A 17,457-nucleotide genomic window follows, 5' to 3' on the forward strand; every position below is an offset into this window, starting at 1 on the left:
ATCACCTCGTCCGTCATTCTCCCCCAGGAGCCCAGTTACGTACAGCGTACGTAGTGAGGTACGGTGAGCCGCATGAATACTACGTACGCCGTACTTAGTGAAGGTCTCGAGAAGCGGTTCGGTGACATCCACGCCCTGCGCGGCCTGGATCTCGCCGTCGCCCGGGGCACGGTCTGCGGAGTGCTGGGGCCCAACGGCGCGGGCAAGACCACCGCCGTACGCGTCCTCACCACGCTCAGCGCACCGGGCGGCGGATCCGCCCGGGTCGCCGGGCACGACATCGTGACCGAGGCGGCGGCGGTCCGCGCCGCGATCGGCGTCGCCGGCCAGTACGCCTCCGTGGACAGCGAGTTGACCGGCCGGGAGAATCTGCGGCTCTTCGCGCGACTGCTGCGGCTGCGCGGAGCGACGGGCCGGGCCCGCGCCGACGAACTGCTGGAGCGGTTCGAACTCGTCGAGGCGGCCGACCGCGCCGCCCGCACCTACTCCGGCGGGATGCGCCGCCGTCTCGACCTGGCGTCCAGCCTGCTCACCCGGCCGCAGGTGCTCTTCCTCGACGAGCCGACGACCGGGCTCGACCCGCAGAGCCGGGGCCAGATCTGGACGGCGGTGCGCGAGCTGGCCGCCGAGGGCACGACCGTCCTGCTCACCACCCAGTATCTGGAGGAGGCCGACCAACTGGCCGACGACATCGTGCTGATCGACCACGGCAGGGCGGCGCACCGGGGCACGCCCGCCGAGTTGAAGTCCCGTATCGGGTCCTACGCGGAAGTGGTGGTGGCCGACGAATCGACGGAGGCGGTCTTCCTCACCGCGGCGGGCGTGCTCGACCAACTGACGGGCACCGAGCCGGTGATCGAGCGGGAGCGCCGGACGGTGGGCGCCGTGACGACCGACGGCACGCTCACCCTGCCCCGGATCGTTCGCGAACTGGACGCGGCCGGGGTGCCGGTGGCCGACGTGAGCCTGCGCCCGCCGACGCTGGACGAGGTGTTCCTGCGGCTCACCGGCCGGGCGGGCGCGCCCGGAACGACCGCGCCGACCACGACCGGGACCAGGACCGGGACAACCATCAGGGCCACCGAGGAGAGCGCCGCATGAGCACCGTCGCCTACGACAGCACGGCCGTCCTCGGCCGCCATCTCCAGCGGATCAGGCACTCCCCCGGTGTGGTGATCCTCACCCAGACCATGCCGATCACGATGCTGCTGTTCTTCGGCTTCGTCTTCGGCAGCGCTCTCGCGACCCCGGGGCAGGAGTACCGGGCCTTCCTGGTGCCGGGGCTGCTGGCGGCGACGGCGGCCGGCGGCATCATGACCGGCATGTTCCAGTCCGCGCAGGACGCGCAGCGCGGGGTGATGGACCGGTTCCGTACGCTGCCGATGAGCCGGGCCGCCGTACCGCTGGGCCAGACGGCGGCGGATCTGCTCACCACGGTGGTCGGCATGGTGCCGCTGGTACTGGTGGGTCTCGCGGTGGGCTGGCGGATCGAGGGCGGCGTGGGGGGCGCGCTCGGGGCCTTCGGTCTGCTGCTGCTCTTCCGCTTCGCCGCCAACTGGGTCGGCGCGTATCTCGGGCTGCTCATCCGCAACGAGGAGATCGCCGGTCAACTGGGCAGCGTGACCTTCGTCCTGCCGCTGCTCTCGAACGCGTACATCCCCACGGAGGGCCTGCCGGGCTGGCTGCGCGTGGTGACCGAGTGGAACCCGCTCAGCGCGGTGGCCGCCGCCGTACGCGATCTGTGCGGCAACGCGTCACCGAACCCCGACGCGGCCTGGCCGACGGCCGAACCGGTGGCGGGCGCGCTGCTGTGGAGCCTGCTGCTCCTGGTGGTGTTCGTGCCGCCGACCATCCGCAGGTACACCAGGAGCGGCGAATAGGCGCTCGCCCCCGTCCTGCCGGGCCGCCGGTTCACCTTGCCGGGTGGTGAGAGGGCGGCACCGCTGGAGGGGGACGGTCCTGGCACTCGGTGAGCACACCGACGCACCGCCGCGCGCCCTGGGAGTGACGGGCGAGCGGGGAGCGGCGCTGCGTCGGGACGGCGTGATCGCCCGAGGACTGTCCGGGGTCGGCGGGGCGCCGACCGGCTGGGTCAGCGGCGGCTGCCGAAGAGGGACCGTCGCAGCCGCCTGAGCGGTGCGAACAGGGAGACACGCGCGCTCTTGCGGGTCCGTACCTCGTCGCGCGAGGTCAACTCCCGCATCAGCATGGTCGCCTCGGCCGTCTCGCGCTGCGGGACGGCGGGGCCACCCAGCACCGACAGGTGACGGTCGAGCCGTGAACTGGTCGCGCTGCTCCCACATGTAATGGCAGGGACTCGCGCCCTGCTGTGCACTATCTGATCCATTGTCACTCCCCACCCGTACGAGGGCACCCGGCTCGGGCAGGTTAACCCTATCGCCCCCATGGGACACACGTGTATCCCGCCTCCGGGATTGACAACACCCGTTGGAGGATGGCAACCCGCCCGGTGAATCCATTCTATTCCAGGGCGAGTTGGACAGTTGACCACCGAAATGTTCGAGCGGATCGAACGTCGATTCCTGTCCGCCCGCCCGGGGGGACGGGCGGACAGGAGCCTGCCCGGCGGTCAGTTCGTACGATCCGCGATTGGGTCAGACGGCCGAACCGGACCGCCGAGCCGGGCGGTTCAGACGGCCGACGAGAACGTCGGCAGATATCCACCCGACTGGCCCTGGGCCGTGGGGTGGTAGGACTCACCGATCGGGAAGGTGACGCTGTGCAGCCAGGTCGACGGCGAGCAGATCTCGTGGCCGGAGAAGCGGCTGGTGACGTCCGCGAACCGGAAGCCGTGGTCGGCTGCCCGCTTGGCCAGCAGGGTGTTGAGGTGGTCGGCGGCGCCGTTGATGGCGGCGCGCTCGACCTCGGTCATGCCCACCACGCAGGTGCCGTTGAGCTGGTAGAAGCGCGGGTAGCCGATGACGACGACCTGGGCGGCGGGCGCCTTCGCGCTGATCGCGTTGTAGACGGCGTCCAGTTGACCGGGCAGCGTCGAGTCGACGTATGCGCGCGCCGTGTTGACCCGCGCCACGCAGCTGGCCTCGGACTGCAGGACACAGGTCGTCATGACGTCGGCGAAACCGGCGTCGTTGCCGCCGACGGTGATGCTGACGAGGTCGGTCCCGGAGTTGACGGGGCCGAGCTGGCTTCCGGTCACATCACCCGTACGAGCGCCCGAGCAGGCGGCGAAGGCGAACGACGAGGGCGAGTTGGCGGCGGCCCACAGGGCCGGGTACGCCTTGCTGCTGCGCTTGCAGTTGCCGCTGGCGCTGTCGTAGGGGCCGGCACCGAGGCCGGAGGAGTAGGAGTCACCGAGGGCGACGTAGTCGAGTGCCGCCGCCTCGGCCGCCTGGGCCTGGCCCGCGCCGGTGAACGCGAGAACGGCACCGAGCAGGAGCGTGGACGAGAACGCGGCGAATCTGGACAGCTTCATGGAACCTCCATCGAGCAGGATCTCTGCCTCAACGTTCGTACCAGGCACAGGACTTCACTGGAAGTGTCCATGCCAAGTAGATCTGGTGACAACTTGCAGATGGACGCGCGTATACCGCTCGAAGTGGCTCGAACGGGGGCGCGCCGCCTAACGGATCGAGTAAATCGGAACACGGAGGTTCCGGAAACCACCGTCGAAGTAAGGCCAAATAGCAAATAGGCGCGTTCATGTCGCACCCCTTGCCATACAGTCGTAAGTATCAATACCTTCTGACATCCACTCGCATCGGTCCGTCATGGAGAGCGACTTCAGGGGGAGGGCTCGGACGTCGCGACGGCTCCCGCGCGGGGCGCGGCAGGGGGGGTGCCGCGCGGCACTCGAATCTCGACAACTCACCTGGCAGGCACGGAGATCCACGCTGTCACGTACAGGGTGAGAACCCCCCTTTCGAACCGGCACATCATCCGGACCGCCCGGGGGCGGGCGGTCCACCGGTGGAGAGGGAAAAGATCTCGTGAGCTCATTCCCGCGCCCGGCGGCCCCGGGCGAAGACGCGTTAACCGTGTCGCTGCCCGACGGCCCGCACACCAACGGCCGTTATCGGCCGGTCTCCTCGTATCTCGCCATCGCACCGCCGGTGAGCGTGGTGATTCCGGCGATGAACGAGGCCGAGAATCTGCCGTACGTATTCAAGACACTGCCCGACTGGATACATGAAGTCGTCCTCGTGGACGGCAATTCGACCGATGCCACGGTCCGCGTCGCCCGGGAGCTGTGGCCGGACGTCAAGGTCGTCGGGCAGCGCGGCAAGGGCAAGGGTGACGCCCTGATCAGCGGCTTCGCCGCCTGCACCGGGGACATCATCGTGATGATCGACGCGGACGGCTCGGCGGACGGCCAGGAGATCGTCAGTTATGTGTCGGCCCTCGTGTCGGGCGCCGACTTCGCCAAGGGGTCGCGGTTCGCCAACGGCGGCGGCACGGACGACATGACGCCGATCCGCAAGCTCGGCAACCATGTGCTGTGCGCGGTCGTGAACGCCAAGTTCGGCGCCCGCTACACCGACCTCTGCTACGGCTACAACGCCTTCTGGCGGCACTGCCTGGACCGCATCACCCTCGACTGCACCGGGTTCGAGGTAGAGACCCTGATGAACATCCGGGTCGTCAAGGCCGGTCTGAAGGTGCAGGAGATCCCGAGCCACGAGTACGACCGGATCCACGGCGTGAGCAACCTCCGGGCCGTACGCGACGGGCTGCGGGTCCTGCGGGTCATCCTCCGGGAGCGGGGCGTGCCGAGGGCCGCGCGGCGCCGGACGGCGCGCGTCCGGCCCGCGCTGCCGCTGCCGCTCGCCGTCCGCACGGGCCTCGCGGGGCCTGTCGTCAGGCAGGGGGAGGTGTCTTGATCGACCGTCACCTGCACCGGTCGTTCTCGGTGGTCGTCTGCGCGTACACCGAGGAGCGCTGGGACGACATCCTGGCCGCCGTCGACTCCGTACGGGGCCAGTCGATGCCGGCCGCGGAGACGCTGCTCGTGGTCGACCACAACGAGGCGCTGCGGGCGCGGCTGCTCGCCCGGTACGCCTCGCTGTCACCGGCGGACGGCGGGGAGGTGCGGGTACTCGCCAACGCCGGTCCCCGTGGGCTCTCGGCCGGCCGCAACACCGGAATCGCCGCCGCGCGGGGGGAGTTCGTGGCCTTCCTGGACGACGACGCGGTCGCCGAGCCCGACTGGCTGCGGTATCTCGCGGCGGGGTACGGGGATCCCCTGGTGATGGCCGTCGGCGGCAGGACGCTGCCCGTCTGGGTGTCCGGGGGCCGGCCGGACTGGTTCCCGGAGGAGTTCGACTGGGTCGTCGGCTGTACGTACCGGGGTCTGCCGCCCGGGAAGGTGCGGGTGCGCAACGTCCTCGGCGGCAACGCCTCGTTCCGCCGTACCGCGTTCGACGCCGCCGGGGGCTTCGCGACCGGGATCGGGCGCGGCGGCGACAGGCGTCCGCTGGGCTGCGAAGAGACGGAGCTGTGCATCAGGCTGGGGCGGGCGCTGCCGCGCGCGGTGCTGCTGATCGACGACCGTGCGGTGATCCACCACAAGGTGCCCGCGGCGCGTGCGCGGTTCGGCTACTTCCGCGAGCGGGCGTACGCCGAGGGTCTCTCGAAGGCCCTGGTCGCGCGAAGTGTCGGCGCGGGCAAAGGACTTGAGTCGGAGCGTCGCTACGCCACGCGGGTGCTGCCCGCGGGGGTGGCGCGCGGGCTGCGCGACGTGGTGCGCGGGCGTGGGCGACGGCGTGGCGGCGCGGCGCGCGCCGGCGCGATCGTGGCCGGGGTGCTGACGACGACGGCCGGCTATCTGGTGGGCAGCGCCCGCGTACGCCGGGGCCCGGCCACGTTTGCGTCGGGTCCGGTCACGCCCGCGGACACGCCGGTGCGGGTATGAGCACGGGCGTGCCGATCCTGATGTACCACGCGCTCGCGCACCGGCCGGGCCCGTCGGTGCGCGCCCTGTCGGTGTCGCCCGACGCGTTCGCCGAGCAGCTGGCGCTGCTCGGCGAGCGGGGGTTCACCCCGCTGACGACGGGCGCGCTGGCCGCCGTCTGGCGCGGCGGCGCGGGTCGGCTGCCGGCGCGGCCGGTGCTGATCACGTTCGACGACGGCTACGAGGGCGTGCACCGGTACGCCCTGCCGGCCCTGGCCCGGCACGGCTTCGCGGCCACCCTGTTCGTGTCGACGGGGTGGCTGCGCGGCCGGTACGACGAGGGCGGCGCCCCCGACACGATGCTGGACTGGGACCAGGTACGCGAACTGGCCGCCGGGGGCGTGGAGATCGGCGGCCACAGCCATACGCACCCGCAGCTGGACCAGCTGGACGACGGCCGCCTCGGCTACGAGGCGGCGCGCTGCCGGGACATCGTCGCCGCCGAACTGGGCACGCCGCCGGACTCGTTCGCGTACCCCTACGGCTACTCCACCCGCCGCGTCCGCCACGCGGTCCGGTCGGCGGGCTTCAGCCAGTCCCTGGCCGTGGGCAACACCCGGGCCCACCGCACACAGGGCCCTTACGCCCTCCAACGCCTCACGGTCCGCCGCTCCACGACCATGGCCGATTTCGAGCACCTGCTCACGGCCCGCTCCCCCGGCCGCGCCTTCGCGGTCGACCGCACGCTGACGAAGGGCTACGCCCTGGTGCGCGCGGCGCGCCGGGCGGCCCGCGGGATCGGCGACGGCTGAGGGGGCGTCCGCAGGGGCGCCGCGGCACGCACGGGCCAGGCGGCGGGCAAAACGCCGTGCGTCGGGGGCGGGTGTGTCGGATCATGGGGGTATGTCTGCCAAGCCTCAGGACGCCCTGCCGATTCGGCTCAACGTCGATGACAGCGACTCGCCGTCGGACGTGGTCGACGCGCTCTTTCTCGGCCGTTTCGCGACGGGCGAGCAGCCGCACTCGCACAGTTCGTCCATCGACCGCGTCAAGTCCGGTGTCTCACTGCTGCCGCCGGGCGCCACGGTGCTGCGCTCCGCCCGGGACGACGACCGCAGCGCCACCCTCGCCGAGGGCGACGGCTGGACGCTGCTGATCTCCCGGTGGAACCGGGGCGCGGACATCACGGTGACCGCGACCACGTCCGAACTCGCCGAGAAGGTGCACGCCCAGGCGACGGACGGCGCGCAGGACGAGCCGGAGCCGGTGCCCGAGAACGTGACGATGGGGTTCTGGTACGTGTCCCCGCGCCGTGGCCCGCACCGTACGACCCGGCAGATCGCGGCCGGCACCTGGGACGAGGTCAGGGCCAACTACACGGCGCCGGTGGCGGACGCGATGGACCGGCTGATGAAGGTGACTCCGGACGACATCGCGGGGCGGCTGCTCCTGCTGCACGGCCCGCCGGGCACCGGGAAGACCTCCGCGCTGCGGACGCTGGCCAGGTCCTGGCGCGACTGGTGCCAGGTCGACTGTGTCCTGGACCCGGAGCGGCTGTTCAACGACGTCGGCTATCTGATGGACATCGCGATCGGCGAGGACGAGGGCTCGGCGAAGGGCCGCTGGCGGCTGCTGCTCCTGGAGGACTGCGACGAGTTGATCCGCGGCGAGGCCAAGCACACGGCCGGCCAGGCGCTCTCCCGGCTGCTGAACCTCACCGACGGGCTGCTCGGCCAGGGCAGAAACGTCCTGGTGGGCGTGACGACCAACGAGGATCTGGAGCGGCTGCACCCGGCGGTCGTCCGGCCCGGCCGCTGTCTGGCCCGGATCGAGGTCGGCTCGCTGACCCGTCCGGAGGCGGAGAACTGGCTGGGCCGGGAGGAGGGCGACTGGGAGGGCTCGGTGGGCCGCGAGGGCGCGACGCTGGCCGAGTTGTTCGCGCTGCGCCGTGGCGGCGGGCCGACATCCGTCCCCGGCCAGTCGAAGGGCGCGGACGCCGGGCTGTACCTGTAGTCGCAGCGGGGACAGCCGACCCGCCCCAAGTGCGCCTTTTGGGCGATTCCTCACAGTCAGAGCTAAAATGTAGCCATGACTTCGGTTGAGTTCCCCGACTCGCTCTCCGACTCCCTCGCCGACTCCCTCGCCGACGTGCTGGCCGGAGTGCAGCGCACCGTCCGGCGCCGGCTGAGGGTCGGTCTGACGGCCCCGCCCCTGCGCGGCGCGCAGGTCGATCTGCTGCGGCTGGTCGCGGCCCGCCCGGGGATCCGGGTGTCGGGCGCGGCGAAGGAGCTGTTCCTCGCCGGGAACTCGGTCTCCACCCTGGTCAATCAGCTCAGCCGGGCCGGCTATCTGCGCCGTGGCACCGATCCCGCCGACGGCCGGGCCGTCCTGCTGATGCCGACGCCCGCCGCGATCTCGCGGCTGGCCGACTGGGAGGCCCGGCGCTCCGCCCTGGTGCGCGAGCAGGTGGCCCGGCTGACGGACGAGGAGCGGACGGCCCTGGCCGGCGCGCTTCCGGCGCTGCGCAGGCTCGCCCGGAATCTGCACGAGGAGGTGGAGGGCAGGTGAACCTCCAGCCCGCTCCCGACTCCGCAGAGGAAGCCGTCAGTTGCCACGCGCTGGACTACTCCTTCGGCGACACCAAGGCGGTCGACAGCCTCGACCTGTCCGTCCGCACCGGCGAGATCTTCGGCCTGCTCGGCCCCAACGGCGCCGGCAAGACGACCGCGATCCGCTGCATCACCACGCTCCTGCCGGTCCCGACGGACCGGGTGAAGGTGTTCGGGCACGACGCCGCGAAGGAGCAGATGGCGGTACGGCGGCTACTCGGCTACGTACCGCAGCAGTTGTCCGCCGACGCCGCGATGACGGGCCGCGAGAACGTGACGCTGTTCGCCCGCGTCTTCGACGTCCCGCGCCGCGAACGCGCCGCCCGGGTCGCCCAGGCGCTGGACGTCGTCGATCTCACCGGCGCCGCCGACCGGATGGCCAAGACCTACTCCGGCGGCATGATCCGCCGGCTGGAACTCGCGCAGGCGCTGGTCAGCGCGCCCCGGCTGCTGATGCTCGACGAGCCGACGATCGGTCTCGACCCGATCGCCCGCAGCAGCGTCTGGGAGCACATCAACGCCGTACGGCAGGCCACGGGCATGACCGTGCTGGTGACGACGCACTACATGGACGAGGCCGAGCAGTACTGCGACCGGGTCGGGCTGATGCACCGGGGCCGGATCCACGCGCTCGGCACCTCCGACGAACTGCGTGGCCAACTGCGCGACCGCCGCCGCAAGGAGGCGCGTGAGGCGGGCACACCGGTGCCCGCCGGCGACACCGCCACACCGACGCTGGAGGACGTCTTCCGCGACGTGGCCGGCCAGGGCCTGGACGAGGAAGGAGGCGATTACAGCGATGTCAGAAGCGCACGACGGACGGCGTCCCGGCTCGGCTGATGCCGTCGACCCCGGACGGTTCGAGCTGCTGCTCGTACCGCCGGCGCCCCGGACGGGCTGGCGGGTACTGCCCGCCAGGGTCATCGCCATGTGCGTGGTCGAGCTCCAGAAGCTGCGTCACGACCGCACCGAGCTGTACACCCGGGCCATCCAGCCCGCCCTCTGGCTGCTGATCTTCGGCGAGACCTTCACCCACATCCGGGCCATCCCGACCGGCGGCATCCCCTACATCGACTTCCTCGCGCCCGGCATCATCGCGCAGTCCGCGATGTTCATCGCGATCTTCTACGGCATCATGATCATCTGGGAGCGGGACGCCGGCATCCTGACCAAACTCCTCGTCACCCCGACCCCAAGAGCCGCGCTGATCAGCGGCAAGGCGTTCGCCTCCGGGGTGAAGGCGCTGATCCAGGCGGTCGTCGTGATCGTCATCGCCGCCGCCCTCGGGGTCGCGCTGACCTGGAATCCGCTGAAGCTGCTCGGGGTCGCGGTCGTGGTGATCCTCGGCTCGGCCTTCTTCTCGTGCCTGTCGATCACGATCGCGGGCATCGTCCTGACCCGCGACCGGCTGATGGGCATCGGGCAGGCCATCACCATGCCGCTCTTCTTCGCCTCGAACGCCCTCTATCCGGTGGCGATCATGCCCGGCTGGCTCCAGGTGGTCAGCAAGATCAACCCGCTCAGCTACCAGGTGGACGCGTTGCGCGGACTGCTGCTCGGCACCCCGTCCCATCTGCTGCTCGACTTCGGGGTGCTGATCTTCGCGGCGCTCGTGGGCATCACCACCGCGTCGTCGCTGCTGGGCCGGCTGGCGAGATGAGCGCCGGCCCACGCGACCGCCCGCGCCCGCGCGTTCAGCGCGAGTACGCCGCCCGCACCGCGTCCTCGGCCAGCGACAGCGCCTGGGCCCGGGCCAGGCCGAGGCGCCTCGCCTGTTCCGCGTACTCCTGCGCCGCTGCCGCCGCCTTGCGGTCGGCCGCGTCGCCCGCCGCCGCGACGAACGTGCCGTTCCTGCCGCGCGTCTCGATCACCCCGTCCGACTCCAGCGCCCGGTAGGCCTTGGCGACGGTGTTGGCCGCGAGGCCGAGTTCCTCGGCGAAGCCCCGTACCGTCGGAAGCTTGTGTCCCACGGGCAGCGCGCCCGAGCGCGCCAATTCGGAGATCTGGGTGCGCAGTTGCTCGTACGGGGCGGCAGCCGCGTCGTCGTCGATGGCGATTCTCAAGGTCACCCGGCCGATTGTCCCCCATCCCCCGCGATCCGCCCCCGTGTCCGCCGCGGCGTTCACCGGCGCGTCCGCCCTCTCGTCGCCCGCCCGAAAATGAGAGGCGTGCCGGCGGCGCGCCCGCGTACCGTGCCGCTCCATGACTGTGATCGTTCGTGACTTCCGCCCCGAGGACGCCGCCGCCGTCGTCCGCGTCCGGCGTGCCACCGTGCCGTACGCGGTGACGACCGAGGAGGCCCTGCACTTCGCGGTGCGCGGTGCCAACCCGGCGTCGAAGTACCGCATGCTGGTCGCCGAGTACGACGGGGAGGTCGTCGGCACCTCGCATGTCGCGCTCGCGTACGACAGCGACGAACCGGGTGTCGCCCGTCTCAACCCCCATGTGCGCCCCGACCACACGGGCAAGGGCATCGGATCGGCGATCCTGCGGACCGCCGAGGAGCATCTGACCGCCGAGGGCGCGACCACCCTCTACACCTGGGTCAACGACGTCCCGGCCGGCCGCGCCTTCGCCGAGCGCCGGGGCTACTCGCCGCTGCGTACCGCGCACTTCCAGCGGCTGGATCTGGCGGCTGCCGCGCTGCCCGGACCTCCGGTGCTGCCCGCCGGCTACACCCTGGCGACGGCGGCGGACTTCGCCGGCGACCCGCGGCCGGTGTTCGAGGCCGACGCCGAGGCCACGTCGGACGAACCGGGCGACGTCAGTACGGACCTCGACGACTACGAGGACTGGCTGAACCAGACCTGGAACCACCCCTGTCTGGACCACGGACTGAGCACCGTCGTGGTCAGCGACGGCAGGATCGCGGCCTTCACCGCCGCCCACACCGACGGGGCGAGCACCTATCTGTCGGCCATGACGGGCACCTTGCGCGACCATCGCGGCCTGGGTCTGGCCAAGGCCGCCAAGGTCGACTCGCTGCGCCGCGCCCGCGCCGCCGGTTACACGGACGCCTTCACGAACAACGACGCGGGCAACGGGCCGATGCTCGCGGTCAACAGCTGGTTCGGCTACCAGATCTGCGCCTCGGAGGTACGCCATGTCCGCACGCTCGGCTGAGACCGGGCCGGACACCACCGGCGAGGTCCAGGTCGAGGTGCGCCTGGTCAAGGCGGGCCGTACGAAGATCAGTTACCCCGCGACCCTGGTCGCCGACGACGGCACGCACCTGGTGGTGCGCGCGCCCTGGGCGGCCCCCGGCGTACGGGACTTCGGCTTCGTACGCTTCGAGCCGGGCGATGTCTTCACCGAGCACTACTGGCGCGACCGCTGGTACGCGGTGAAGGAGGTCCGTACGGGCGACGGGACGCTCAAGGGCTGGTACTGCGACGTGACGCGGCCGACGGTCGTGCACGGCCGGGGCCCCGGCGCGCTCCGCTACGAGTTGCTGGTCGAGGACCTGGATCTGGACCTGTGGGCGTCGGCGGACGGCGGGACGGTCCTGCGGCTCGACGAGGACGAGTTCGAGGAGAGCGGCCTCGCGGACCGGGACCCGGTGGCGGCCGACGCGGCGCGCCGCGCACTGGACGAGCTCGAACTCCTCGTACGCGACGGTGCGTTCACGACCCTGCTGGGTCGGCCCCGCCCGTCGTAGTGTCGGTGTCGGTCTTGGCCAGCAGGACCGCGCGCGATATGCCGTCCGGGTCGTGGGCGATCGGGTCGGCGTCCTCGTGCCAGTGGATGACGAAGCGCTCCCCCGCCCGGTACGCCTCCAGGCCCGCGCGGCAGTACGCGACCATGTCGTCCGGGAGCGCGGACAGCGGGTGCCAGGAGAGACCCGAACACTTGGCGGGCTCCCGGTTGTACGGCTCCCAGGACGCCCGCTCCGCCTCGTACCGCACCTCGAAGAACCAGCCGGTGCGCGGGCGTCCGCCGGGGCCCCGGTGGTGCATGACCAGAGCCGTCCGCAGGTCGTCGGGGTCCAGGGCGGCGCCGATCTCCTCGGCCGCCTCGCGGATCATCGCGGCGCGGACGTCCTCACCGTCCTCGACATGGCCCGCCGGGGCGTTGAGCAGATCGTCCGCGTATCCCGTGCCGGACCGGCGGGCGAGCAGCACCTCGTCGCCCCTGCGCAGGATCAGATGGACGTCGACCACTTCCGTGTGACGGCGGTGCTGGGCGGCGTGGGCGATCAGCGCGTACCGCTCGTCGTCGACGGCGCGGCCCCAGAGTGTGGCGTCGGCCGAGAGATGTTCGTGCTGGACGCGCTCGACGAGCGGGGCGACGGACATCGTGACGCGGGTCGCCGGCAGTCCGGCGCCGGCCCAGACGCCTTCGATGAGCAGCAGCCGCCCGCCGGGGCGCAGCAGCGACAGCCAGTGGGTCAGGGCGCGGTCCGGATCGGGCAGCAGCCACAGGACATGACGGGCCATGATCACGTCGAACGTCCGCTCCCCCACGGGGGGCCTGGCCGCGTCGCCGACCAGCACTTCCGTGTCCGTGCCGGAGAGCTTGGCCCTGGCGAGCCCGACCATGCGCGGCGAGAGGTCGACGGCGGTGACGCGGTGGCCCTGCTCGGTGGCGAGGAGGGCGAGGCTGCCGGTGCCGCAGCCGAGGTCGAGCACCCTGGACGGCTCGGCGGGCAGCCAGCCGGCGAGCCTGGCGGCCCACGCCTTGCGCACGGACGGATCGAGCAGCCCGTGGTCGGGCTCCTCGTCGAACGAGTCTGCGGCGGCGTCCCAGTCGATCGGGGTCATACGACGATGGTCCCATCCGCCACCGACAGTCCGGACGGGCGGGCTCTCGGTCACCGTGAGCGGAAGCGGTTCGTCCGTAAACGCCGGAAGGGCCGCGGCTGTCCCCAAGTGCCGGGACAGTCGCGGCCCTTCCGGTGCGTCACACGGACACCTTCGTCTCCTCGTCCTGCTTACGGCGGCCCGGTACGAGCTTGCGTACCAGGGGCCAGCAGACGATCAGCGCGATCACCGCGTAGACGGTCACCGAGAAGGGCGTGTTCACCAGGCCGGTGACGCTTCCGTCGCTGATCTGGAGCGCCCTGCGCATCTGCTGCTCGGCGGCCGGGCCGAGGATGACACCGATGACGGCCGGCAGCACCGGCAGTCCGTAGCGCCGCATACCGAACCCGATCAGACCGATGATCAGCAGGATCACCAGGTCCAGGGCCTCGCCGCCCACGGCGTACGCGCCGACCGCGGCGAAGAACAGGATGCCCGCGTAGAGATAGGGGCGCGGGATCCGCAGCAGCTTCACCCACACCGGGGCGAGCGGCAGGTTCAGTGCCAGCAGCAGCACCATGCCGACGAACAGCGAGGCGATCAGGCCCCACACCAGCTCCGACTCGCGCTCGAACAGCAGCGGTCCCGGCTGGATGCCGTACTGCTGGAACGCGGCCAGCATCACCGCGGCGACGGCGGTCGTCGGCAGACCGAGGGTCAGCATCGACACGAGCGTTCCGGCGGCCGACGCGGACGCGGCCGACTCGGGGCCCGCGACGCCCTCGATGGCGCCCTTGCCGAACTCCTTCTTGTGCTTGGAGAGCCGCTTCTCGGTGACGTACGAGAGGAACGTCGGAATCTCCGCGCCGCCGGCCGGGATCGCGCCGAACGGGAAGCCGATGAGCGGCCCGCGCAGCCACGGCTTCCAGGTGCGCCGCACGTCGTCCTTGCCGAGCCACGGGCGGCCGACCGGAACGGGCTCGCCGGAGGAGCGCCGCAGATGCGCGGCGACCCACAGGGCCTCGCCGATCGCGAAGAGACCGACGGCGACGATCACGACGTCGATGCCGTCCGCGAGTTCGAGCGTGCCGAAGGTGAGGCGCTGCTGGCCGGTCATCTGGTCCAGGCCGACGAGGCCGATGGTCAGACCGATGAGCAGTGAGGAGAGCCCGCGGATCCGGGAGGAGCCGAGGACCGAGGTGACGGCGATGAACGCCAGCACCATGATCGCGAAGTAGTCGGGCGCGCCGATGTCGACGGCGAGGGAGGCGACGGTCGGGGCGAGGACGACCAGCAGGATCGTGCCGATCATGCCGCCGATGAAGTGACCGCCCGCCGCCGCGGCGAGCGCCTGCGCGCCGCGTCCCGCCTTGGCCATCGGGTTGCCCTCGATGGCGGCGACCACCGCCGCGCTCTCACCGGGGGTGTTGAGCAGGATCGAGGTGGTGGAGCCGCCGAACATGGCGCCGTAGTAGATGCCGGCGAACATGATGAACGCGCCGGTCGGCTCCAGGCCGTAGGTGACGGGGAGCAGCAGGGCGACGGCCATGGCCGGGCCGATGCCGGGCAGCACACCGATCGCGGTGCCGAGCAGTACGCCGATCGCCGCCCAGAGCAGGTTCATCGGCGTGAGCGCCGTACCGAACCCGTCCATCAGGGAGTTGAGGGAGTCCATGGTCTAGATCACTCCCATCAGCGGGCCACCGGGGAGGGGGACGCCGAGCAGGTTGTTGAAGATGAAGTAGGTGAAGAGGGAGAGGCCCGCGGCGATGAGCGGGTCACGGCTCGGATGGCGGCTGCCGAGCGCGTACGCGGAGCCCCAGAAGAGCAGCGCCCCGGATATGGGGAAGCCGAGGGGGCCGATGAGTACGGCGTTGCCGAGGAAGACCCCGGCGAGGAGCAGCACGGTGCGCCAGTCGCTGGGTTCGCTGAGGTCGATGTCCTCGCCGGTCTCCGACTCGCCGCGACCGCCGCGCAGGACGTCGAGGCTGAGCAGGACGGCCAGGACGAGCAGACCGATGCCGATGACGATCGGCACGGTCTTGGGGCCGACCGGTCCGCGCTGGGTGATGTCGACGTCCATGGTCAGGGCGTCGGTGAGGACGAGCACCCCGAGGACGAACAGCATGAGGCTGACGCCGAGTTCGGAGTGCTCGCGCAGCCAGGAGGCGCCGCGGGACGCGGAGGTCTCCTCTTTGGGAGGCGCGCTGGGAGGCGTGTTGGCAGGGGTGTTCGGTCGGGCGGTCACAGTCCGAGCTCCTTCAGGACGGATTCCACGCGCTTGTCCTCGGCGGCGAGGAAGTCGCCGAATTTCTCACCGGTGAGGAAGGCGTCGTCCCAGCCGTTCTTCTTCAGCGAGTCCTTCCACTGAGGTGAGGCGTGCAGCTCCTCGAAGAAGGCGATGAGCTTGTCGCGCTCGGCGTCGGAGAGTCCGGGGGGCGCGACGACGCCGCGCCAGTTGGTGAAGTCGGTGTCGAGTCCGGCCTCGCGCAGGGTGGGCGCGTCCATGCCGGGGGTGCGCTCGGGGCCGGTGACGGCCAGCAGCCGCAGCTCGCCCGCCTCGATCTGGTCGCGGTACTCGCCGAGACCGGAGACACCGAAGGCGACCTTGTTGCCGAGGATGGAGGCGAGGAGTTCGCCGCCGCCGTCGAAGGGGACGTAGTTGACGGTCTTCGGCGCGATCCCGGCGGCCCGCGCCATCAGCATGGGCGCGAGGTGGTCGGGTCCGCCGGGCGACGAGCCGCCGCCGACGGGCAGCTTGGCCGGGTCCTTCTTCCAGGCCGTGACCAGCTGGTCGAGCGTCTTGTACGGGGAGTCCTTGCCGACGACGACGATGTCGGTCTCCTCGCTGATGCGCGCGATCGGCGTCGTGTCGGCGAGGGTCTCGTGCGAGTTGTTGGTGCGTACGGCGCCGACGACGCCGAGGCCCATGGAGACGGCGAGCTTGCCGTTGCCGTGCTCGCTGACGGCGCGGGCGAGACCGACGGTGCCGCCCGCTCCCGGCAGGTTGAAGACCTCGATGTTGTGGTTGAGTTCGGCGTCCTCGGCGTTCTTGGCCATGGTGCGGGCGGTGATGTCGTAGCCGCCGCCCGGCGTGTTCGGGACCATGAAGCGCAGACCGGGTATCTGGGTTCCGGTGTCGCCGCCACTGCCCACGGAAAGCAGCGGCGGACCCACCAGCACCAGCAGCGCGGCCCCGAGGAGGGCGAGGGGAGTGCGGAAACGCACGTGTGCCGCCTTTCAGGGAAGCAAGTGGTAGGGGAGTGAGGTGGCCCACATGTTGCCTTCGCGTTAAGAAGCTGTCTCTCTTCCGGAATCAACGGACGTTGTGGTCGTTGCGGTCGCGGCCTAGCGTGTCCGCGTGACAAAAGTGCTGGTGGTGGACGACGACTTCATGGTCGCGAAGCTGCACGGCCGCTATGTGTCCGCGATGGACGGGTTTGAGGTCGTCGGCGCGGCGCACAGCGGTGCCGAAGCGCTGCGCGCTGCCGAGCGGTCGCGGCCTGACCTGGTGCTTCTCGACATCTATCTGCCCGACATGGACGGCATTGCCGTGCTGCGCGAGCTGCGGGCGGCGGAGGAGCGTGACACGACCCGTACGAGCGTGGACGCCCTGTTCATCACGGCGGCGCGGGACGCGGGTGTCATCCGCTCGGCGCTGCGGGCGGGGGCGCTGCACTATCTGATCAAGCCGTTCAGTCAGTCGGCGCTCCAGGAGCAGCTGCGGCACGTGGCGTCGCTGCGGACCAGGCTCGACCGGCTGGGCGAGGCGCGCCAGGAGGACGTCGACCAGATCTTCGGTACGCGCCCGCCGGGCTCACGCGAACTTCCCAAGGGTCTGGCTGCGCACACGGCTGAGCTGGTCGAACGGACGCTGCGGCGGCACGCTGGGGGTCTGTCGGCGACGGAGTGCGCGGACGAGGGGGAGCTGTCGCGGGTGAGCGCCCGGCGCTATCTGGAGTACTTCGCCGACACGGGCCGTGCGGAGGTCACGCTCCGGTACGGGGGCACGGGCCGCCCGGAGCGCCGCTACCGGTGGGTCGGCTGACCCGCCGCGCCCCTACCAAGGTCACCGCCCCGTAGACCTTCGGCCGACGTCCCGGTGTCCGCGCGCTCGGCACAGTGGTGCGCACACACACGGAACACGGGGAGGCACGGTGCGGGGCAACGGGATCAGCCGGGCGCGGTTTCTGGGCGGGGCGGCGGCCGTCGGGGTCGCGGGAGTGACGGGGTCGTTCGC

Annotated in this window: 19 protein-coding genes; 12 read left to right on the forward strand and 7 right to left on the reverse strand. The window is 71.3% G+C overall.

What is annotated here, in order from left to right; translation table 11 throughout:
• Positions 1-72: 72 nt before the first annotated feature.
• Entirely contained in the window at positions 73-1,101 is a 1,029-nt protein-coding gene (locus BHU15_RS25075; protein WP_079128362.1) for an ATP-binding cassette domain-containing protein, read from the forward strand.
• Positions 1,098-1,880 carry an ABC transporter permease gene (locus tag BHU15_RS25080; RefSeq protein ID WP_069629274.1) on the forward strand — a complete coding sequence of 261 codons (783 nt, stop codon included), beginning with the start codon at positions 1,098-1,100 and terminating at the stop codon, positions 1,878-1,880. The genes BHU15_RS25075 and BHU15_RS25080 overlap by 4 nt, the downstream gene beginning before the upstream one ends.
• A 212-nt stretch (positions 1,881-2,092) precedes the next feature.
• On the opposite strand, the gene BHU15_RS25085 is transcribed toward BHU15_RS25080, so the two are convergent.
• Positions 2,093-2,347, reverse strand: coding sequence for a hypothetical protein (locus tag BHU15_RS25085; protein WP_031232081.1), 255 nt, complete (start codon positions 2,345-2,347; stop codon positions 2,093-2,095).
• A gap of 303 nt (positions 2,348-2,650) precedes the next feature.
• The gene (locus BHU15_RS25090) at positions 2,651-3,454 is read right to left on the reverse strand and encodes an SGNH/GDSL hydrolase family protein (protein ID WP_069629275.1); all 804 of its coding nucleotides are present in this window, start codon (positions 3,452-3,454) and stop codon (positions 2,651-2,653) included.
• Positions 3,455-3,968: 514 nt separating this feature from the next.
• Between BHU15_RS25090 and BHU15_RS25095 the strand changes: the two genes are divergently transcribed.
• The 7 genes from BHU15_RS25095 (at position 3,969) to BHU15_RS25125 (ending at position 10,138) form a co-directional block, all read left to right on the forward strand.
• A complete protein-coding gene (locus BHU15_RS25095; RefSeq protein ID WP_376203730.1) occupies positions 3,969-4,859 on the forward strand; it encodes a glycosyltransferase family 2 protein in 891 nt (296 codons plus the stop codon).
• Entirely contained in the window at positions 4,856-5,890 is a 1,035-nt protein-coding gene (locus BHU15_RS25100; RefSeq protein WP_255293210.1) for a glycosyltransferase family 2 protein, read from the forward strand. The genes BHU15_RS25095 and BHU15_RS25100 overlap by 4 nt, the downstream gene beginning before the upstream one ends.
• The gene (locus BHU15_RS25105) at positions 5,887-6,681 is read left to right on the forward strand and encodes a polysaccharide deacetylase family protein (protein WP_069629277.1); all 795 of its coding nucleotides are present in this window, start codon (positions 5,887-5,889) and stop codon (positions 6,679-6,681) included. The genes BHU15_RS25100 and BHU15_RS25105 overlap by 4 nt, the downstream gene beginning before the upstream one ends.
• Positions 6,682-6,772: 91 nt before the next feature.
• On the forward strand, positions 6,773-7,882 hold the full coding sequence (locus tag BHU15_RS25110) for a DUF5925 domain-containing protein (protein WP_069629278.1): 1,110 nt from the start codon (positions 6,773-6,775) through the stop codon (positions 7,880-7,882).
• A 75-nt stretch (positions 7,883-7,957) separates the two neighbouring features.
• Positions 7,958-8,437: a MarR family winged helix-turn-helix transcriptional regulator gene (locus BHU15_RS25115; RefSeq protein ID WP_069629279.1), complete on the forward strand. Its 480-nt coding sequence runs from the start codon at positions 7,958-7,960 to the stop codon at positions 8,435-8,437.
• On the forward strand, positions 8,434-9,318 hold the full coding sequence (locus BHU15_RS25120; protein ID WP_069629280.1) for an ATP-binding cassette domain-containing protein: 885 nt from the start codon (positions 8,434-8,436) through the stop codon (positions 9,316-9,318). The genes BHU15_RS25115 and BHU15_RS25120 overlap by 4 nt, the downstream gene beginning before the upstream one ends.
• Positions 9,278-10,138 carry an ABC transporter permease gene (locus tag BHU15_RS25125; RefSeq protein WP_069629281.1) on the forward strand — a complete coding sequence of 287 codons (861 nt, stop codon included), beginning with the start codon at positions 9,278-9,280 and terminating at the stop codon, positions 10,136-10,138. The genes BHU15_RS25120 and BHU15_RS25125 overlap by 41 nt, the downstream gene beginning before the upstream one ends.
• Before the next feature lie 34 nt (positions 10,139-10,172).
• On the opposite strand, the gene BHU15_RS25130 is transcribed toward BHU15_RS25125, so the two are convergent.
• Positions 10,173-10,547: a GntR family transcriptional regulator gene (locus BHU15_RS25130; protein ID WP_069629282.1), complete on the reverse strand. Its 375-nt coding sequence runs from the start codon at positions 10,545-10,547 to the stop codon at positions 10,173-10,175.
• A 133-nt stretch (positions 10,548-10,680) separates the two neighbouring features.
• Between BHU15_RS25130 and BHU15_RS25135 the strand changes: the two genes are divergently transcribed.
• Positions 10,681-11,601, forward strand: coding sequence for a GNAT family N-acetyltransferase (locus tag BHU15_RS25135; RefSeq protein WP_069629283.1), 921 nt, complete (start codon positions 10,681-10,683; stop codon positions 11,599-11,601).
• Positions 11,582-12,136 (forward strand): ribonuclease FAU-1 family protein, encoded by a 555-nt coding sequence (locus tag BHU15_RS25140; protein ID WP_069629284.1) that lies wholly within the window; start codon positions 11,582-11,584, stop codon positions 12,134-12,136. The genes BHU15_RS25135 and BHU15_RS25140 overlap by 20 nt, the downstream gene beginning before the upstream one ends.
• Here BHU15_RS25140 and BHU15_RS25145 read toward each other — a convergent pair.
• From BHU15_RS25145 to BHU15_RS25160, 4 genes are all read right to left on the reverse strand, one after another.
• Positions 12,102-13,238, reverse strand: coding sequence for a methyltransferase domain-containing protein (locus BHU15_RS25145; protein WP_069629285.1), 1,137 nt, complete (start codon positions 13,236-13,238; stop codon positions 12,102-12,104). The genes BHU15_RS25140 and BHU15_RS25145 overlap by 35 nt on opposite strands.
• A gap of 139 nt (positions 13,239-13,377) precedes the next feature.
• Complete coding sequence (locus BHU15_RS25150) at positions 13,378-14,892, reverse strand: tripartite tricarboxylate transporter permease (RefSeq protein WP_069629286.1); 1,515 nt, start codon at positions 14,890-14,892, stop codon at positions 13,378-13,380.
• 3 nt (positions 14,893-14,895) lie between these two features.
• On the reverse strand, positions 14,896-15,378 hold the full coding sequence (locus tag BHU15_RS25155; protein ID WP_245686010.1) for a tripartite tricarboxylate transporter TctB family protein: 483 nt from the start codon (positions 15,376-15,378) through the stop codon (positions 14,896-14,898).
• Between the two features lie 83 nt (positions 15,379-15,461).
• A complete protein-coding gene (locus tag BHU15_RS25160) occupies positions 15,462-16,445 on the reverse strand; it encodes a Bug family tripartite tricarboxylate transporter substrate binding protein (RefSeq protein WP_023542712.1) in 984 nt (327 codons plus the stop codon).
• A 133-nt stretch (positions 16,446-16,578) separates the two neighbouring features.
• Here BHU15_RS25160 and BHU15_RS25165 point away from each other — a divergent pair, with 133 nt between their 5' ends.
• On the forward strand, positions 16,579-17,265 hold the full coding sequence (locus tag BHU15_RS25165; RefSeq protein ID WP_031232067.1) for a response regulator: 687 nt from the start codon (positions 16,579-16,581) through the stop codon (positions 17,263-17,265).
• The last annotated feature ends 192 nt before the right edge of the window (positions 17,266-17,457 follow it).

The sequence above is a fragment of the Streptomyces niveus genome (assembly GCF_001723055.1).
GTDB lineage: Bacteria > Actinomycetota > Actinomycetes > Streptomycetales > Streptomycetaceae > Streptomyces > Streptomyces niveus.